Source organism: Bacillota bacterium (genome assembly GCA_013178045.1).
Taxonomy (GTDB): Bacteria; Bacillota; Ch66; order Ch66; family Ch66; genus Ch66.
On sequence record JABLXP010000032.1, the window covers coordinates 1 to 17715 of the forward strand.

General features: G+C 49.6%; 18 protein-coding genes, 6 tRNA genes, 2 rRNA genes, 1 other RNA gene and 1 other annotated feature. All 27 genes read left to right on the forward strand.

Annotation, left to right across the window (positions count from 1 at the left end; genetic code table 11):
* The first annotated feature begins 31 nt into the window (after positions 1–31).
* A 5S ribosomal RNA gene (gene rrf / locus HPY81_10510) occupies positions 32–148 on the forward strand.
* A gap of 237 nt (positions 149–385) precedes the next feature.
* Positions 386–1270: a pyridoxal 5'-phosphate synthase lyase subunit PdxS gene (pdxS, locus tag HPY81_10515; protein NPV27847.1), complete on the forward strand. Its 885-nt coding sequence runs from the start codon at positions 386–388 to the stop codon at positions 1268–1270.
* A gap of 4 nt (positions 1271–1274) precedes the next feature.
* Positions 1275–1862 (forward strand): pyridoxal 5'-phosphate synthase glutaminase subunit PdxT, encoded by a 588-nt coding sequence (gene pdxT, locus HPY81_10520; GenBank protein ID NPV27848.1) that lies wholly within the window; start codon positions 1275–1277, stop codon positions 1860–1862.
* Between the two features lie 56 nt (positions 1863–1918).
* Positions 1919–2150 (forward strand) — a binding site (T-box leader).
* Between the two features lie 133 nt (positions 2151–2283).
* Positions 2284–3444, forward strand: coding sequence for an alanine--glyoxylate aminotransferase family protein (locus tag HPY81_10525; protein NPV27849.1), 1161 nt, complete (start codon positions 2284–2286; stop codon positions 3442–3444).
* A gap of 45 nt (positions 3445–3489) precedes the next feature.
* Complete coding sequence (locus HPY81_10530; GenBank protein ID NPV27850.1) at positions 3490–5070, forward strand: phosphoglycerate dehydrogenase; 1581 nt, start codon at positions 3490–3492, stop codon at positions 5068–5070.
* A gap of 73 nt (positions 5071–5143) precedes the next feature.
* Positions 5144–6418 carry a serine--tRNA ligase gene (gene serS / locus HPY81_10535; GenBank protein ID NPV27851.1) on the forward strand — a complete coding sequence of 425 codons (1275 nt, stop codon included), beginning with the start codon at positions 5144–5146 and terminating at the stop codon, positions 6416–6418.
* Positions 6419–6522: 104 nt separating this feature from the next.
* A tRNA-Ser gene (locus tag HPY81_10540) sits at positions 6523–6612 on the forward strand.
* A gap of 38 nt (positions 6613–6650) precedes the next feature.
* Positions 6651–6745: transfer RNA gene (locus HPY81_10545), tRNA-Ser, on the forward strand.
* Between the two features lie 6 nt (positions 6746–6751).
* A tRNA-Arg gene (locus HPY81_10550) sits at positions 6752–6828 on the forward strand.
* A gap of 82 nt (positions 6829–6910) precedes the next feature.
* Positions 6911–6987, forward strand: a tRNA-Arg gene (locus tag HPY81_10555).
* A gap of 495 nt (positions 6988–7482) precedes the next feature.
* On the forward strand, positions 7483–7794 hold the full coding sequence (locus HPY81_10560; GenBank protein ID NPV27852.1) for a hypothetical protein: 312 nt from the start codon (positions 7483–7485) through the stop codon (positions 7792–7794).
* 27 nt (positions 7795–7821) lie between these two features.
* Positions 7822–8670 carry a zinc metalloprotease HtpX gene (locus tag HPY81_10565; protein NPV27853.1) on the forward strand — a complete coding sequence of 283 codons (849 nt, stop codon included), beginning with the start codon at positions 7822–7824 and terminating at the stop codon, positions 8668–8670.
* 294 nt (positions 8671–8964) lie between these two features.
* Positions 8965–9450 carry a tRNA adenosine(34) deaminase TadA gene (gene tadA, locus HPY81_10570; protein NPV27854.1) on the forward strand — a complete coding sequence of 162 codons (486 nt, stop codon included), beginning with the start codon at positions 8965–8967 and terminating at the stop codon, positions 9448–9450.
* A 20-nt stretch (positions 9451–9470) separates the two neighbouring features.
* A tRNA-Ser gene (locus HPY81_10575) sits at positions 9471–9564 on the forward strand.
* A gap of 38 nt (positions 9565–9602) precedes the next feature.
* Positions 9603–9698: transfer RNA gene (locus HPY81_10580), tRNA-Ser, on the forward strand.
* A 115-nt stretch (positions 9699–9813) separates the two neighbouring features.
* Positions 9814–10077, forward strand: an RNA gene (gene ffs / locus HPY81_10585) — signal recognition particle sRNA large type.
* Positions 10078–10245: 168 nt separating this feature from the next.
* Positions 10246–11910: a DNA polymerase III subunit gamma/tau gene (gene dnaX / locus HPY81_10590; protein ID NPV27855.1), complete on the forward strand. Its 1665-nt coding sequence runs from the start codon at positions 10246–10248 to the stop codon at positions 11908–11910.
* A gap of 42 nt (positions 11911–11952) precedes the next feature.
* Positions 11953–12270, forward strand: a complete 318-nt coding sequence (locus HPY81_10595) for a YbaB/EbfC family nucleoid-associated protein (GenBank protein NPV27856.1) — start codon at positions 11953–11955, stop codon at positions 12268–12270.
* Positions 12271–12282: 12 nt separating this feature from the next.
* On the forward strand, positions 12283–12882 hold the full coding sequence (gene recR, locus HPY81_10600; GenBank protein ID NPV27857.1) for a recombination protein RecR: 600 nt from the start codon (positions 12283–12285) through the stop codon (positions 12880–12882).
* Between the two features lie 155 nt (positions 12883–13037).
* Positions 13038–13337, forward strand: a complete 300-nt coding sequence (locus HPY81_10605) for a YaaL family protein (GenBank protein ID NPV27858.1) — start codon at positions 13038–13040, stop codon at positions 13335–13337.
* A 30-nt stretch (positions 13338–13367) separates the two neighbouring features.
* Positions 13368–13655: a pro-sigmaK processing inhibitor BofA gene (bofA, locus tag HPY81_10610; protein NPV27859.1), complete on the forward strand. Its 288-nt coding sequence runs from the start codon at positions 13368–13370 to the stop codon at positions 13653–13655.
* Positions 13656–13905: 250 nt separating this feature from the next.
* Positions 13906–14556 carry a hypothetical protein gene (locus HPY81_10615; GenBank protein ID NPV27860.1) on the forward strand — a complete coding sequence of 217 codons (651 nt, stop codon included), beginning with the start codon at positions 13906–13908 and terminating at the stop codon, positions 14554–14556.
* Positions 14557–14673: 117 nt separating this feature from the next.
* A complete protein-coding gene (locus HPY81_10620; protein NPV27861.1) occupies positions 14674–15720 on the forward strand; it encodes a ferredoxin oxidoreductase in 1047 nt (348 codons plus the stop codon).
* An 18-nt stretch (positions 15721–15738) separates the two neighbouring features.
* On the forward strand, positions 15739–16488 hold the full coding sequence (locus tag HPY81_10625; GenBank protein ID NPV27862.1) for a 2-oxoglutarate synthase: 750 nt from the start codon (positions 15739–15741) through the stop codon (positions 16486–16488).
* A gap of 3 nt (positions 16489–16491) precedes the next feature.
* Entirely contained in the window at positions 16492–17064 is a 573-nt protein-coding gene (locus HPY81_10630) for a 2-oxoacid:acceptor oxidoreductase family protein (protein ID NPV27863.1), read from the forward strand.
* 26 nt (positions 17065–17090) lie between these two features.
* Positions 17091–17342: a 4Fe-4S binding protein gene (locus HPY81_10635; protein ID NPV27864.1), complete on the forward strand. Its 252-nt coding sequence runs from the start codon at positions 17091–17093 to the stop codon at positions 17340–17342.
* Positions 17343–17645: 303 nt separating this feature from the next.
* Positions 17646–17715, forward strand: a 16S ribosomal RNA gene (locus HPY81_10640); the annotation flags it as partial.

Below are 17715 nucleotides of genomic sequence, written 5' to 3' on the forward strand. Positions count from 1 at the left end.
GTTTTGAAAGAACAACCAAAACGAAAAAAATTCCGGTGACGATAGCGGAGAGGCCACACCTGTTCCCATCCCGAACACAGTAGTTAAGCTCTCCAGCGTCGATGGTACTTGGGGCGTCGGCCCCTGGGAGAGTAGAACGTTGCCGGAATTTAATTCTATGTGAAACCTCGGGTTAATCACCTGGGGTTTTGCTTGTTTCTGAACAAATGTTATCTGCAAAATAAGGCATATTGACAGTTCCGATAGAGCGTGATACCATTTTAGCCAAAATTAAGCTGGCTTGTGTTGCCTATATAAATATAGTAAAATTACAAATAATGTTGACAAGAGACGAGTTGAATAAGTTTTATCTTTTTGCAATAATTGAAAAACGGAGGAGAAAGAAATGGTGGAGAAAGGTACCTGGACTGTGAAAAAAGGATTAGCGGAGATGCTCAAAGGCGGTGTCATTATGGACGTGACTACACCTGAGCAGGCGAAGATTGCGGAAGAGGCCGGCGCTTGTGCGGTTATGGCCTTGGAGCGCGTTCCCGCTGACATTCGAGCGGCCGGCGGAGTAGCTAGAATGGCCGACCCGACAGTTATCTTGCGTATTATGGATGCGGTAACGATTCCGGTTATGGCGAAAGCCCGGATTGGTCATTTTGTGGAAGCCCAGATCCTGGAGGCTTTGGGTGTAGACTATATTGATGAGAGTGAGGTTTTAACTCCCGCTGATGAACTCTTCCATATTAATAAACACGAGTTTAAAGTTCCCTTTGTGTGCGGGGCGAAAAACTTAGGTGAGGCACTGCGGCGGATCGGCGAAGGCGCGGCGATGATACGGACTAAAGGCGAACCCGGTACCGGTAATGTGGTGGAAGCCGTCCGGCACATGCGGGCGGTGATGGGTGAAATTCGCCGGTTGCAGAATATGCCAGCCGAGGAATTAATGACCGCCGCCAAAGAGATGGGTGCTCCCTATGACTTGGTAGTCGAAGTGGCTAAAACAGGTAAATTGCCGGTTGTTAATTTCGCGGCTGGTGGCATCGCTACCCCAGCTGACGCGGCACTGATGATGCAGTTGGGTGCAGACGGAATCTTTGTTGGTTCAGGTATCTTTAAGTCCAAAGATCCCGCGGCTCGGGCCAAGGCCATCGTAGCGGCGACGACACACTTTAACGACCCGAAGGTTCTGGCAGAAGTGTCCCGCGACCTGGGTGAAGCTATGCCCGGTATCGAAATCAGCACCTTATCAGCTGCAGAGAGGATGCAGGAACGTGGGTGGTAAACAGATCAAAATCGGCGTGCTGGCCATGCAGGGGGCTTTCCTTGAGCACTGCCGCATGTTAAATGAGTGTGGCTGCGAGACGGCGGAAATCCGTAAGGTGGAGCATCTTGAAGACCTTGACGGGCTGATTATTCCTGGCGGGGAGAGCACCACCATCGGGAAGCTTTTGAATGAATTCGGACTATTCGAACCGATCCTGCACCGGGCTAGAGCTGGGATGCCGATCTACGGGACCTGCGCAGGGATGATTCTCCTGGCGAAAGATATTGTCAATAGTACCCAACCCCGTTTGGGGTTAATGAAGATACGGGTGAAGCGAAACGGTTTTGGTCGACAGGTCGATAGTTTTGAAACCGATCTAAAGGTCAGAGGTATTGGCAACCAACCGTTCCGAGCGGTGTTTATCAGGGCGCCGTATGTAGAATCAGTTGAGCCAGGGGTTGAGGTCATGGCCGAGTTTGAGGAAAAGATCGTTTGCGTCCGACAAGGTAACTTTCTGGCCAGCGCCTTTCACCCTGAGCTAACAGGCGATAAACGAATTCATGAATATTTCGTTAACATGGTTGAGGAGGCCCGTAGAAAAAGTCATTAAAAAAGGTTGTGCCTGGCATCTGAATATTGTATAATATAACTTAAATCACCTATACGGAACACACGATGCTGGGGAATAGTAGATAGAACTGTTATCGCAGAGAGTTGGTGGATGGTGTAAACCAATATAACAGACTATCGAATCCACCCCGAAGTGCGGCAGCGGAAAGTCCAGGCCAATGCTGGAAGCTAAGCTGTTCCGGTCATGTCCGATACGCATGAACGAGTGGGCCATTGGTTTACGGTGGTCAATAAGGGTGGCAACGCGGGAAAGCCTCTCGTCCCTGACAGGAGTTTGTCGGGAGCGAGAGGTTTTTTGTTTAAACCCCGGGTTTTGACCACTACCAGGGAGGTGTAGTTTTGCCGAGATAAGCTGAGTTGAGCAGAGCTATCCATAAGTTTAATAACAGGAGGATGTAGGGATGTTTTTAGAAAAACAGTATCTGCATTTACCAGGGCCAACGCCAGTACCACCGCGCGTATTACGTGCCCTGAGCGAGCCGATGATCAATCATCGAGGCCCGGAGTTCAAGGCCTTGATTGAAGAGGTAACTGCTGGTGTAAAAAAGGTCTTCCAAACAGAAAATGAGGTTCTGATTTTTCCGGCTGCCGGTACCGGGGGAATGGAAGCGGCGATTGTCAATTTCCTCTCTCCCGGCGAGAAAGCGTTGGTGGCCTCGATCGGGGTCTTCGGGGACCGCTTCGCTGATATTGCCCGTTCGTTTGGCATCAAGGTGGAAAAGCTTGATTTCCCCTGGGGAACGGCCATTGACCCTGAGGTTTTACAGCAGCGAATAGCGGCCGATGTTAACGGGGAAATTAAAGCGGTGATCGTCACCCACAACGAGACTTCTACTGGAGTAGTAAATGACCTGCCGGCCATCCGCCAGGCGATGGGGGACCACCCGGCCCTGCTCATTGTGGACGCGATCAGTGGCCTGGGGGCGATGGACCTGCAGACTGATGCCTGGGGACTGGATGTAGTAGTTACCGGGGCCCAGAAGGCGTTTATGCTGCCACCTGGTCTAACTTTCTTGAGCGTGAGTCCAAAAGCCTGGATGGCTGCCGAAAAGAGCACCAATACCAAGTATTATTGGGATGTCAAAGCGGCGCTGAAAAACTTGAAAAAGGGACAAACCCCTTATACCCCGGCCCTGCCGCTTTTAACTGGGCTGAGGGAGTCCTTGCGGATGATTCAGGAGGAAGGTTTACCAAGGATCTTTGCCCGCCATCGGCTAATGCGCGACATGGTGCGGGCAGCGATGAAAGCCCTTGGTTTGGAGCTGTTAGCTGTCGACCAGGTTGCTTCGGCAGCGGTAACGGCGGTTCTTCCCCCAGCGGGGATCGAGGCTAATAACCTGAGAAAGATCCTGAAGCAAAAATATAATGTCGTGGTGGCGGGAGGACAGCAGAAACTTGATAATGTCATCTTCCGGGTCGGACACCTGGGTTATGTGCAGCCATTGGATATGCTGGCGGTGATCGCAGCAATCGAAATGGCTCTGGTGGACAGTGGAAGAAAAGTTGAATTGGGTTCTGGCCTCAAAGCCGCCCAGGAAGTTTTGTTGAACAGTAAATTATAAAATATAAATTTTATATATAAATATATAAACAAGGGGGGGCTACTAATGAAAGTCATCATTGCAGAACGGGTCGCTGATGTTTGCCTGGAAATCTTAAGACAAGAGCTAGAGGTAGATGTTCGCTTTGGCATTAAACAAGAAGAATTACTTGATATTATCGAGGATTATGATGCCTTGATTGTTAGAAGCGTTATTAAGGTGAATGAAGAATTACTCAAAAAAGCCAAAAAGCTCAAGGTAGTCGGTCGAGCGGGGAATGGGATTGACAATATCGATGTACCGGCCTGCACCAGATACGGTGTATTGGCCGTGAATACCCCGGAGAGCAATACTATTTCCGCCGCGGAGCATACCATTGCCCTGCTTCTGAGTGCTATCCGTAATATTCCCCGGGCTACGCAGCAGTTAAAAAGCGGTGGTTGGGACCGGACACCCTTCCAGGGAGTCGAGCTTTATGGGAAAACCGTAGGAATTGTTGGCCTGGGACGGATCGGATCAATGGTGGCCACGCGCCTGGCGGCGTTTGGCATGAAGGTTATTGCCTATGACCCATATATCACCGAGGAGCGGTTTAAACGCTTTGGGGCGGAACGGATAACCGACCTAAACGAACTGGTCCGTCGCTCAGATGTCATTACTGTACATACACCGCGGACGGAAGAAACCATGGGGATGATCGGTGAAGAACAATTCAAGGTCGCCAAACGCGGGGTAATTGTGGTCAACTGCGCGCGAGGCGGGATTATTAACGAGGCTGCCCTGATCAAAGCCATGAATGAAGGAATTGTGGCCTATGCTGGCATTGACGTTTTTGAAAAAGAACCATCGCCGGGCAATCCGATTTTTCAACTAGAAAAAATTGCGGTGACACCTCACTTGGGGGCTGATACTGCCGAAGCCCAGTATCGGGTTGGGGCAACGATTGCCACGCAGGTTCTCAATGCCCTGAAAGGGCAAATTGTGCCGAATGCTTTAAATCTGCCGACTCTGCTAGAAGAAGAACTAGCGGGAGTGAAACCTTATCTGTGTTTAGCCGAAAAACTAGGCAAACTTTACTTCCAGCTAGAAAAAGAACCGGTTGAGCGCGTGGAATTAATGTATTACGGAGAGATTTCCAAGAAAGAGGTTGACATGGTTACAGTTTCCTTCCTTAAAGGTTTACTGGAACCGGTGATTGGTGAGAAGGTTAATTACGTTAATGCGCCGCTCCTGGCCGAATCACGCGGTATCAAGGTGCTGACCAGTAAAGATGAGCGCACTAAAGAAGGCTTTGTTAATCTCATAGAGGCCAATGTGATTGGCAAGACGACCAGGCTGCATTTGGCGGGGACGCTTTCGGGGAACAATGAGCCGCGGATTGTCAAAGTAGATGGTTATGCTACGGATATTACCCCGACCGAAAATGTTCTCTTTGTGGAAAACATCGACCGACCGGGGGTAATTGGTGCCTTTGCGATCATTCTCGGACAGAAGAACGTCAACATTGCCATGATGCAAGTTGGGCGTCAGCATAAAGGAGAAACCGCATTGATGACCCTCAATGTGGACAACGAAGTTGATGTGACAACCGTGCAGGACTTGCGTAAGGTTGATGGAATACTGAATGTGAAAGTGGTGAAATTTTAATTATTTTGAATAAAAATGCAATGAACCCGAAAGCGACAGCGAGGATTGCAAATCTGGACAAGGGAGTACCATTATGCTAGACCTCAAATTTGTTCGTAGTAACCCAGATAAAGTTGAAGCAGCCTTGCGCAAACGAGGTTCCCAGGTCGGGTTAGCCGAGTTTTTGGCGGTGGACGAAAAACGGCGGAAATTGCTGGTTGAAGCCGAACAGTTAAAAAACCGGCGTAACGTGGTTTCAGAGGAAGTTGGCCGACGGAAAAAATCGGGCCAGGATGCGCAGGAATTGATTATTGAGATGCGTGAAGTGTCTCAACGGATAAAAAACCTCGATGACGAAATTAAGGAACTCGAAAATGAACTGGAAAAGGTCCTGCTGACGATTCCCAATATCCCTCACGAATCGGTCCCGGCGGGGGCCGATTCGGCGGACAATCCAGTGGTGCGGACCTGGGGGGAAGTGCCCAAGTTTGACTTTGCGCCGAAACCTCACTGGGAGATCGGGGAAGACCTGGACATTCTCGATTTTGAGCGGGGAGCCAAATTGGCCGGGGCGCGCTTTACCGTTTACAAAGGGCTGGGGGCCCGGTTGGAGCGAGCTCTGATCAATTTTATGCTTGACCTCCACACCACAGAGCACGGGTATAAAGAGATCTTCCCGCCTTTCATGGTCAACCGTGACTGCATGATTGGCACTGGTCAACTGCCCAAGTTTGAGGAGGATATGTTTAAAGTTGATAAGACTGACTACTACCTGGTTCCAACGGCGGAAGTGCCAGTAACCAACTTGTTTCGGGGAGAGATCCTGGACAACGACCAGCTGCCCATCTACCTGACAGCTTACACAGCCTGCTTTCGGGCAGAGGCTGGGGCTAGCGGTCGGGACACGCGGGGACTCATCCGCCAGCACCAGTTCAATAAAGTCGAACTGGTGAAGTTTACCCGCCCGGAAGAATCATACGAGGAATTGGAGAAGCTTACCGCGAATGCCGAGCAGGTCTTGCAGCGATTGGGGCTACCCTATCGGGTGGTGACTTTATGTGCGGGAGATTTGGGCTTTTCCGCGGCGAAAACGTACGACCTGGAAGTGTGGCTACCTAGTTTTAACACTTACCGTGAAATCTCCTCCTGCAGTAATTTTGAGGACTTCCAGGCCCGACGCGCTAATATCCGCTACCGACCCGGCCCGCAGGCTCGGCCGCAGTTTGTCCACACCCTCAACGGTTCGGGGGTGGCGGTAGGACGGACGGTGGCAGCGATCCTGGAAAATTACCAGCAGAGGGACGGTTCAGTGATTATTCCGGAGGTACTCCGGCCATACATGGGCGGACTGGCCAGAATCGCCAGATAACCCAGGAAAGGCGGTTTTTGGCGTTGTTGACAACCCAAGAGGGCTGTGCTATACTCTAGGATGTAACTCGTAAAGGGCGAGGACGAAAGCCTGCCAAACAGGCTGGAGGGGTGTCCGAGCGGTTTAAGGAGGCGGTCTTGAAAACCGTTGAGCCTTTACGGGTTCCGTGGGTTCGAATCCCACCCCCTCCGCCATAAGAATTGAACAGTGGCTAAATAGTTGATCCTCACGCGGAGAGATGGCCGAGAAGGTCGAAGGCGGTCGCCTGCTAAGCGATTAAGCGAGCTTAAACTCGCTTCCAGGGTTCGAATCCCTGTCTCTCCGCCATATTTTGCGCCCGTAGCTCAGCTGGATAGAGTAACAGACTACGAATCTGGAGGTCGCAGGTTCGAATCCTGCCGGGCGCGCCACTCATGTTTAAACCTTCAATAGTCACATAACAGTTTTAGTGAGAGGTCACCGACCTCTCACTTTGACCTCACTGTGAAGTATGCGCCCGTAGCTCAGCCGGATAGAGCAGCGGTTTCCTAAACCGCTGGTCGGGGGTTCGAATCCCTTCGGGCGCACCAGACGAAAGCTTATCCCGCAAGCATTCGCGGGTTTTTATTTTATGCATTGATTGTGTAAAATTGGCTTCGACCACAAATCAAGGGCATCGGCGTCTCCATCCGGTCGTTTGGCTTCTCCTAATTGCTGGGAGTGGGTTTTTCCGCAAAACCACTGCGTTGGGTCTGTCAAAAAACTTAGTGAACCTAGCAATCCCACAAAAAAATAATGCCGGACAGGTTAACAACGTAAACTTGTTCTTCATTATCCCAGGTCAAAACCACCTTAAACATCCGCTCCATTAGGTTTTTCCTCCTTTCGTTCGGGGATTACTCCAAAGGTCACATTTGTAAGCAACAGCCAGCGCCGCTTAATCCCACCTTGTCGTGAATTTAAGTTTAAGGCTCATGAGCTATAGAGGCGTTTAGGGAGTGGGCATCAGTTATCGTGGGAGTGGATAAAGGCAGTAGGTATCTTGTATAATTTAATTGAAAAAATTTAGCAGGATGAGCCATTTTATGAACGGTGTTTCGCGAGGAATATGCAGAATAATCATTATTGCACTGTGTCTGGTTGCGGCGGCGTCTTATTCATTTTATGAAGCCGAAGACTTTTTACTTTCCAGGGAACCCAGGTCTTTAGTTAAATTGTTCGAAAGCCGTAAGCCAGGCGAAAACCATAATATTGAAATTGTTGGGGCAAGGGATTACTTACCAGCAGCTGTACGTAAGAAATGGCTTGCGCAGATAGTAGTTAAGAAGCTGGGCGTGCTTCTTACCCCCCGTTTCTATCAGACTTCGTATCTCTCTGTGTTTTTGGTTGGTGGGTAAAACAAACAATATGGAGGTTGATAGAAAATGAATACTTTAAAGTTATCGCTCTTAATGGGAACACTGACGATATTATTGGTCCTCCTCGGTAACGCTGTTGGTGGAACGTCGGGAGCGGTGCTCTTCTTTATCATTTCGATGGGAATGAACTTTTTCAGTTATTACTTCAGCGATAAGATGGTCATCAAGATGACCGGGTCATATCCGGTGACGGAAGAAGAAGCTCCGGAGTTATATGCACTGGTCAAGAGGTTGACTGAACAGGCTAAATTACCGATGCCCCGTTTGTATATCACTCCTTCGCCGCAGCCGAATGCCTTCGCTACTGGTCGTAACCCGGCTAACTCAGCGGTGGCGGTGACTGAAGGGCTATTAAACCTGTTAAATAAAACCGAGCTCGAAGGCGTATTAGCTCATGAACTGGCGCATATCAAAAATCGGGATGTCTTAATTGGCACCATTGCTGCGGCTTTTGCGGGGGCCATCTCGATGATTGCCAATGTGGTTCAATGGGGAGCCATGTTCGGGGGACTTTCCAATGACGATGAGGAAGAGAGCGGGGCCGGCTTGCTGGGTTCGATTATCCTGGCTATTGTAGCGCCGATAGCGGCAATGATTATCCAGATGGCTATATCACGATCAAGGGAATACCTGGCGGACGAAACTGGGGCCAGAATAGCTGGAAATACCAGTGGTTTAGCCAACGCCTTGTTAAAAATGGACCAGGCTGCTCAGCATGTTCCTGTGCAAATCAGCCCGGCCACTTCGCACCTTTTTATCGTTAATCCGTTGGCCGGCCAATCTTTAGCCAGCCTGTTTAGCACACACCCGCCCATCAGTGAACGGGTACGTAAGTTAAAAGAACTGAGAATTTAGTAAAAAAGGCATAAAAAAGGGGACAGGCTACTTTTTTAAAGAAAAAGTAGCCTGTCCCCTTTTCTTTTTTGCTTCTGTATTTGGTGTCCTGTGCACAACCTGCAGGCTGGGGAAAAGCGATCTTGCTTGTTCAAAAGCACAGCGCTTAAAAAATGTAATGACCCACTTGGGAGAAGGTTCTCTGGGGTTCCCCAATTTAACTTGACAGCTACCATGTCGGTCTGATTCCTTGACACTAATGAAATCATAAGCTATAATACTCCTGCAGGTTTTTGGGAATTGGTTAGCGGTGATATGTTGGTGGTGGGGTCGCTGAAATTGGCGGAAACACAGGGGCATGAATTTTACATGCGGGAAGCCCTGGCTGAGGCCCGCGAAGCCTATGCCAAAGGAGAGGTGCCGATTGGCGCAGTGATTGTCCGTGACGGTGAGATCATCGCGCGGGCGCACAACCTGAAAGAAACGTGGCAGGATCCGACAGCGCACGCTGAGATCCTGGTTATTCAGCAGGCGGTGAAAATTACTAAGGGATGGCGCTTGTCGAGAGCTACTTTATATGCTACTATTGAACCGTGCCCGATGTGTGCCGGGGCGATTGTCCAGGCGCGGATTCAACGTCTGGTTTACGGGTCGAGAGACCCGAAAGCTGGGGCGGCGGGGACGCTGTTGAATTTGGTGCAGTTCCCCGGATTTAATCACCAAGTTGAGGTGATTGGTGGGGTGCTGGAAGAAGAATGCGGGCGGATTATGTCTGAGTTTTTTCGTCGTCTAAGAGATTGAAGCAAGTATTTATATATTATGGAGAGATGGCTGAGTTGGTCGAAGGCGCTCGACTCGAAATCGAGTAGGCTGTGATGAGCGGCCTCGTGGGTTCGAATCCCACTCTCTCCGCCAGAAAGATAAATATGATAATTATCCAGTATGACCAGCGCGGAGAGATGGCTGAGTTGGTCGAAGGCGCTCGACTGGAAATCGAGTAGACGGGCAATAAACCTGTCTCGAGGGTTCGAATCCCTCTCTCTCCGCCATTAACTAATTTACTTTGCGCTTGTATAACGACAAAATTCCTTGGCGGTGGAAAAGTTGAGTGAATGGGCCAGGGATTTTCTTGTATCTTTGAATATTTAACAGGTTAATTTTTAGTCGTGCTAGGCGGGGAGGTAGCGGTGCCCTGTACCCGCAAACCGCTATAGCGGGGCTGAATTCCTACCCGAGGCCTTATCTTGTGGGGACTGGCCGGGGTAAGTGGCGAGGAAGTTTGGGTCCTGCGCAACGGGAACTCCTGAACCGTGTCAGGTCCGGAAGGAAGCAGCACTAAGGGATTATTCTTGTGTGCCGCGGGGGTGCCTAAGCAGAGCTAACTGCTCCGGTAACGCCCGGAAGGTAATTTCGACGGTAGGTGCACGGCTAATTAAAAAAATTTTAACTTAGATGGCTAAATCAGCCATCTATTGCTGTTTATTTGCGTTTAAATATTTATTGCTTTAAAGAGGAAAAATAGGGCAGATAGCGAAGTGTAATTAGCAGGTTTGAAACAGATTAACTTTTTAGATGGGCCGTTAAGGGGGGGGAGATGTGGGTTACGTAGCCCTATACCGAGAATGGCGACCGCAGACTTTTTCAGAAGTAGTCGGTCAGCAGCACGTCACCCGCACCTTGATTAATGCGGTGGTTCAGGGGCGAATCGCTCATGCCTATCTGTTCTGTGGCCCCCGGGGGACAGGCAAGACCAGTGTTGCCAAAATCCTGGCCAAGGTGGTTAACTGCCTGGACCGCCAGGGGGCTGAGCCTTGCAACCACTGTGAGAATTGTCTCCGCATCACTCAAGGGATTTCGATGGATGTTTTGGAGATTGACGCGGCTTCCAACCGGGGAATCGACGAGATTAGAGACTTGAGAGAAAAGATCAAGTTTGCTCCGACCAGTGGCAAAGCCAAAGTTTACATAATTGACGAAGTTCACATGTTAACCCCGGAGGCGTTTAATGCTCTGCTTAAAACTCTGGAAGAACCACCAGCCCAAGCGATGTTTGTTCTGGCGACCACTGAGCCCCACAAAATTCCGGCCACGATCCTTTCTCGATGTCAGCGCTTTGACTTTAGGCGAGTGGGGTTAAAGGATATGATAGACCGGCTCGTCGAGATTGCCAGCCACCACGGGTTTAATGTAACCCCGGCGGCGCTGCGGCGAATCGCCCGGGCGGCGGAAGGTGGGATGAGAGATGCTTTGAGCATTCTCGACCAGTGTGTAGCCTACACGGGTGAGAATGTGACGGAGGACGATGTCAATACCGTGTTGGGGGTAACGGGTGATGAAGCGAGGATGGCGCTGGTTGATTGCTTGGTGAATCAGGATATCCACCAGGCCCTGATTATGCTTGACAATTTTATTACCCAAGGGAAAGATATTCGGCAGATCGTCAAAGAACTGGTTGAATACTTGCGCAATCTTTTATTGGTGCAAATTGGGGGAGATGCTGAGGCTCTTTTACCGGTTGATCCCGATTTACTTAACCGCATGAAAGAACAAGCTGAACAATTAGGCCAGACCCGCATTATGAACAGCATTAACGTTTTAACCAACGCGGAAGCCGAAATGCGTTGGACGACGAGCCCGCGCTGGCTCCTGGAAGTAGCCTTACTGAAAATAGCTAAACCCGTCCACGTGGAATCGATAGCTGAGCTAAAAATACGGGTTGAACGTTTAGAACAGTTGGTACAAAACCTGAGCTCGGTGGCAGTACCGCTCAAGACGCCGACCAGGAAAGAGGCTACGCTCCACGGAACCGGGCCGGCTACTTCCAGCCAAGGACGGAAAAGTGAATACGGGCGAGCGGTAATTGAACCAGCCAGGACCGTTGAACCCTTACCCAGCCCGGTCGTGAGCCCTTCCGAGGTGGTGGAAAAGTGGCCTTTGCTTCTAGAAACAGTGAAAAAAGCCAAGATTGCTGCCCATGCATTTCTGATAGTAGCTGAACCCGTTGGGGTGACGGGGGATGTGGTAACGGTTGCGTTTAAACCGGGCTACAACTTTCATAAGGAAAAGACGGAACAGCCAGAAATTAAGGCAACCATTGAAAAATGTTTGGAAGCTGTTTACAAACGCCCATTACGACTACGCTGTATACTGCAGGACGTGACAGTTGAGCCTAACCCGGTGAACAGTAAGCCTGAAGATGATCCATTGGTTAAGCAGGCTATTGAGCTTTTTGGGCCGACAGTCATTGAGATAAAAGAATAATAAGATGATATTAAAAAATATAATGAGGGGGTTATAGCGGTTATGGGTTTTGGCAACATGGGCAAAATGTTGAAACAGGTCCAGAAAATACAGGCAGACATGGCCAAGCTACAGGAGGAGCTGCAAACACGAACGGTTGAGGCGACTGCTGGCGGGGGGGTAGTCAAGGTTGTGGCCAGTGGTAAGCAAGAAATTGTCTCGGTGACGATAGATCCCCAGGCGGTTGACCCGGAAGATGTGGAAATGCTGCAGGATCTTATTATAGCTGCGGTTAATGAGGCTTTGCGAAAAGCGCAGGAAATGGTGGCCGCAGAAATGAGCCGGATTACCGGCGGCCTGAAGATCCCCGGTTTGTTTTAGAGGTGATGGTGGATGCAGTACTATGCTGGCCCAATCGCTCGGTTGATTGGCGAACTGACCAGATTGCCCGGGATTGGGCCAAAGACTGCTCAGCGGTTGGCCTTTCATCTCTTGCAGGTACCAACTGAGGAGGCCAGAAGGCTGGCCGAGGCGATCGTTGAGGCGAAAGAAAAGATTGGTTACTGCTCTAGTTGTAGCAATCTGACTGATGTTGATCCTTGTGCCGTGTGTCGGGACGAAACCAGGGACCGGACAATCCTGTGTGTGGTGGAAGAGCCACGGGACGTGGTGGCCCTGGAAAAGACCCGGGAGTATCGGGGCATGTATCATGTGTTGCAGGGAAAAATTTCACCCCTGGATGGAATCGGGCCCGATCAACTCAGGATTAAAGAATTGCTGGCGCGGCTAAAAGACGGGATAATTAAAGAGATCGTTTTGGCAACGAATCCTAATCTGGAAGGAGAAGCCACGGCCATGTATTTGGCCAGGTTGATCAAGCCTTTAGGAATTCGGGTCACCCGACTGGCACATGGGTTGCCGGTGGGTGGCGACCTGGAATATGCTGATGAGGTTACTCTGTATAAAGCCTTTGAGGGGAGAAGAGAAATGTAGACGAAACGGTTTAGAGCACTGCCTGCCAGAGGCTCTTTTTTGTTGACTTGGACTAGCCTCAACCGAATCTGGCAATACTCTACTCAGCGGTCTTTTTGGCTGCTTGGCAACATAAACATAATTTCGGAAGAGTCTTGCCAGAGGGGGAGAGGGTTTTGAAACCTCCATTTCGTCAGTGGCTCAAGGCTTTAGCTGATTCTGTGCTCATTTCTCAGGATGAGGGTAACCAGACCGGTGTTGCTACTAACCTCCAGTTAGAAATGCTCGAACAGGCAAAACAAGAATGGTTAGCGGCCCGGGAGTACTTTGAACATACGGCTGATCCTGATCTAATCGATCACGCTATTTATCAATTGTGGGCAGCGGAAAAAAAGTACCAGTATCTGCTTAAGAAAGCCCGTGAAGAGAATTTAAACAATGAAGTCCTGGAGAACCCCTGGAGTTGTCTGCGCTAAGAGGCATATTCTGGTAATCGCCCTCATAAGATGTTACTGGGGGTGAGCGGTTTGGACATTGTGAATGTTTTAATTGCCAGTATCTTTGCCTTGTTCATTCTGGCAGTCATCGGAAAGATTCTGCTTAAACCGATTAAACTAGTGTTTAAAATACTGTTTAACTCGGTTGTTGGGGTGCTCATGCTCGGGGTTATCAATTACGTGGGTAAATATATTGGCTTTGACCTGCCGATTAATCCTATCACGGCTTTGACGGCCGGTTTCCTGGGAATGCCGGGGGTAATTTTGTTAATTGTGCTACACTATTTAATCGGTTAGGCTATCATAATTTTCACGACAAATGCATAATTATTCGTGCTGAAGGGCGTGTAATGGGGAAAGACCGCGCATTAGCGAGGTCTTTCCTTTATTTATTAGTTTTAGTGAAAATGTGCCTACTTTATTGACGGAGATCCAGTGTTAAAGTATACTAATTAGTATATCTTAAATGATGACAGCCAGGTTTGGTTTATTTCAGGAGGTGACGGCGATCGGTAAACCTAACGCAGATGTTTCTCATGCTAGAATAATGGAAGCATATATCGGGGAATATGCTAGTGGCAAGAGCGAGACCGCAGTAAACCGTGCCCTCGATCTAGCTCGCCTCGGGCGGAAAGTGACCTTGGTTGATTTGGATACCGTTGAACCTTTTTATACCCTCCGTCCCATCAAAAAAGAATTGATGGCTAAAGGGATTAATGTGATTGCCTGGGAAACTAAAGAAACCACTGGTCTGGGTGAAGCGGGGTCGGTTCTTTTGCCGGAAATGCGGTGGGCTTTACGCAAACCCGGTGATATCATTCTGGATGTGGGGTATGGTGTCCACGGCGCACGGACTTTAAATTTGGTCGAGGGGGCGTATGATTCTCCTGAGCTGAAAGTTTACTGTGTAGTAAATATCTCCCGTCCGATGACGGCCACCGTGGAAGAGATTGTGGAATATGTGCGCAGTTTGGGGCGAGTTGATGGCTTGATTAATAATTCTCACCTCGGCGATGCGACCGATCTGGAAATAATTCAGCAGGGGGCGCGAATCGTTTCTGCAGCGGCCCAGATCCTTAATATACCAGTTATTGCCACTGTTGTCGACGAGAAGTTTAGCTCGTGCATCGGCCCCTTTGACGAGGAGGGAAACCCGGTACGAATAATTCATCGTTTTATGCCGTGCACCTACTGGTGAGGTCATGTATTTTCCAACTCCGACAGAATTATTTTAAATAAAAAACTTTATAGAGAAGGAATCTAGGAGGTGTGGTGATTGACAACGCAAGTAAGTCAAAGTGGTAAACGAGTATTTATGACTGGAAATGAAGCTGCTGCCTGGGCGGCATTGAACGCCAAAGCAGACATCATGTTTGGGTACCCGATCACGCCACAAAACGAGATCATGCATTACTGGACGCGTTTGGCGCCCAAATACAATCGGAAGTTTCTCCAGACGGAAGACGAGATCTCGGCGGGCTTCTGCACCAATGGAGCGCTCATCGCCGGTCGGAAGGCTTTTACGGCGACGGCTGGACCAGGTAATGTCCTTATGCAGGAACCGTTTAGCATGGCCGAAGGGATGCGGTTACCTTTTGTGGCGATCATCCAGCAGCGTGGTGGTCCGTCATCCGGTACAGTGGTCTATTCGCAGCAAGAGGTCACATTAACTACTTATGGTGGTAACGGGGAAGGTCACCGGATTGTGTACTCCACCGCCAGCCATCAGGAAATCTACGACTACGTAATTAAAGCTTTTAATGTGGCCTGGAAATATCGCTTTCCGACATATGTGCTGGGTGATGGTTATCAAGCGAAGATGCGTGAGCCGCTCATCATGTATACCCCTGAGGAACGGGGGATCGAGTTGGTTGAACCGAGGCCACTGGTCGGCTTACCGGGTGAAATTGGTAAAGACCGGCAGGCTCAGCACCTCTGTAATATTTACAGCATCGAAGAAGAGCTCTACGAGGTGGTGCTCAAGCTGCAGGCCGAATATAACAGGATTCAGCCTGAGGTTATTGAGTATAAGGAAGTGGCGACGGAAGATGCTGACGTGGTTGTTGTGGCTCACGGAATCGTTGCCCGGGCGGCGGAAGAAGCTGTGTCTATGCTGCGGGCCACAGGAATCAAGGTTGGGCTTTTCCGCCCGATTACACTGCGTCCTTTCCCGCGTGAAGCATTACAGAAGGTGGCGGCCAGGGCCAGTAAAATGTTAGTGGTTGAATCAGCCTGGGGCCAGTTAATGCGCCTGGTGCGTGAGGAACTTTACGGGCTGTCCACTCCGGTCGAAAGCCTATTTAAGCCAGCTGTTATGGTCATTCCGGATGAAATAGTCGGAAAAGTTAAGGAGATCATGTAGGAGGAAGGAGGTAGTCCAGTGTTAGTTCAACCGCAAATGCCCAAGTCCTGGCGAAAGGATAATAAACCCCATAAATTCTGCCCAGGCTGTGGTCATGGTATCGCGTTGAAGGCTTTGGGAGAAGCTATTGATGAGTTAGGAATCCAGAACCGTGTGGTTTACGGGTGTGATATAGGTTGTTCCTTGCTGTCGTGGGATTTTCTGGATGTGGATTCTACGCAGACCCACCACGGGCGAACCACGCCGGTAATGGTGGGGATGAAGCGGGCCAACCCTGATTTGATCACCATTGCCTATATGGGTGACGGGGGCGGTTACGCGATCGGGTCGCAACACCTGGTTAATTCAGCGTCGCGGAATGAGAAGATTACGGTGATCGTGATTAATAATACCAACTACGGGATGACTGGTGGGCAGCTATCACCATGTACCCTGCCTGGTCAAAAGACAGAAACTACGCCGTATGGCCGTGATGTTAATGAATCTGGTTACCCCACGCGTGGTCCGGAGATGGTGGCGGCGATTACCCAGGAAGGGGCTTATGTAGCGCGGGGCACGGTCGCTAATTACCGTCAACTTAAGGGATTTATTAAGAAGGCCCTAGAAAATCAAATCGCTGGGCGAGGTTTTTCGTTTGTGGAAGCTTTATCCACCTGTCCGACTAACTGGCGAACTAACGCCAGGGAAACCTGGGCATTTTTAGAAAAAGAAATGACGAAGTATTTCCCGGTTGGCGAATTGAAAGTACCTGGGAGGAAGGAGGAATAGGTGGTGTCTACGCAAGCGCCTGTGCGAATCGCTATTGCCGGCGAGGGTGGGCAAGGAGTCCAGGCGGTGGCCGAGATTTTAACGGAAGCCGCTTATGAAGAGGGGAAAGAAGCGATTTACATGCCTAACTTTGGACTGGAACAACGCGGTGGTGTTTCTATTGCTTTTGTTCAAATTGGTGAAAAGCGCATCGTTTCCCCTAAGTTCAAGACTGGTGACATTGTGGTGGCCTTGAGTGATCGAGCAGTCAAAAGGATGCAGGTCTATGTTGGACCAGAGACGACATTTATCTATGATTCTTATATTGAAGGGATCGAAGAGGACCTACCGAAAAATGCCAAAAAGGTTCTGGCTATTCCAGCCATCGAGGTCTCAAAAAAAGAGTTGCATCCGCGTGTGTTTAATGTGATCATTATGGGGGCGGTAATCGGGGCAACGGGAGTCGTCTCAATAGAGAGGGCCAAAGCGGCACTGGAAAGCAAACTGGCTTACAAGTTTGAGAAGGATCCGCAGCTTAAAGAACTCAATTTCAAAGCCTTAGAGCGTGGCAAGGAACTGGTAGAACAAGCTTTATAAAACTCGGAATAGGAGGAATAAAGGGGATGTCCTTGGCCTATAAGGTTATTACCGTAGAGGTTGAAAAGGGATTTTTTCACCTTTTCCCGGCACTGTGTAAGGGATGTGGGTTGTGTAAGGAGAAATGCCCTAAGGGTTGTTTAATCTGGTCAAACCAGCTTGGGGCATACAGCACACCGACTGTAATCCCAGATGCACCAGAAAACTGTATCGCCTGCGGGATTTGTGAGATTGTCTGTCCTGACTGCGCGATCAAGATTGAAAAGAAAAAGAAATAGGCTTCAATGACTTAGTGCAGCCTCTTCGTTGTTATAATTATCGGCGGAGAGGCTGTTGTCAACAAAATCAACAAATTTAAAACTTTTTGCCCAAAGAGCTTGACATGATTCGGCTGGCTGTGATAATATAAGAAACGTCGCGAGTCGGCGGCCTAGGAACTGGTCTTTGAAAACTAAACAGTTGTGCGAAAGCCCGATGGAAGAAAGGACATCGAAAGATGTTCAGGAAGAATGAACCCGGTGATACTTTGAGGTACACAGAAGGCAGAAGGAAACAAGAGCCAAGAGCTCGAAGATAAAGGGATTATCGGAGAGTTTGATCCTGGCTCAGGACGAACGCTGGCGGCGTGCCTAACACATGCAAGTCGAACGG

Bases quoted from the DNA above. Each gene is read 5' to 3' on its own strand.
- tadA (NPV27854.1), top strand. From the start codon at position 8,965: ATGTTGGTGGTGGGGTCGCTGAAATTGGCGGAAACACAGGGGCATGAA.
- HPY81_10595 (NPV27856.1), top strand. From the start codon at position 11,953: ATGGGTTTTGGCAACATGGGCAAAATGTTGAAACAGGTCCAGAAAATA.
- serS (NPV27851.1), top strand. From the start codon at position 5,144: ATGCTAGACCTCAAATTTGTTCGTAGTAACCCAGATAAAGTTGAAGCA.
- HPY81_10530 (NPV27850.1), top strand. From the start codon at position 3,490: ATGAAAGTCATCATTGCAGAACGGGTCGCTGATGTTTGCCTGGAAATC.
- HPY81_10620 (NPV27861.1), top strand. From the start codon at position 14,674: ATGACTGGAAATGAAGCTGCTGCCTGGGCGGCATTGAACGCCAAAGCA.
- HPY81_10615 (NPV27860.1), top strand. From the start codon at position 13,906: ATGGAAGCATATATCGGGGAATATGCTAGTGGCAAGAGCGAGACCGCA.
- pdxS (NPV27847.1), top strand. From the start codon at position 386: ATGGTGGAGAAAGGTACCTGGACTGTGAAAAAAGGATTAGCGGAGATG.
- HPY81_10525 (NPV27849.1), top strand. From the start codon at position 2,284: ATGTTTTTAGAAAAACAGTATCTGCATTTACCAGGGCCAACGCCAGTA.
- HPY81_10635 (NPV27864.1), top strand. From the start codon at position 17,091: ATGTCCTTGGCCTATAAGGTTATTACCGTAGAGGTTGAAAAGGGATTT.
- bofA (NPV27859.1), top strand. From the start codon at position 13,368: ATGTTACTGGGGGTGAGCGGTTTGGACATTGTGAATGTTTTAATTGCC.
- recR (NPV27857.1), top strand. From the start codon at position 12,283: ATGCAGTACTATGCTGGCCCAATCGCTCGGTTGATTGGCGAACTGACC.
- HPY81_10560 (NPV27852.1), top strand. From the start codon at position 7,483: ATGAACGGTGTTTCGCGAGGAATATGCAGAATAATCATTATTGCACTG.
- HPY81_10565 (NPV27853.1), top strand. From the start codon at position 7,822: ATGAATACTTTAAAGTTATCGCTCTTAATGGGAACACTGACGATATTA.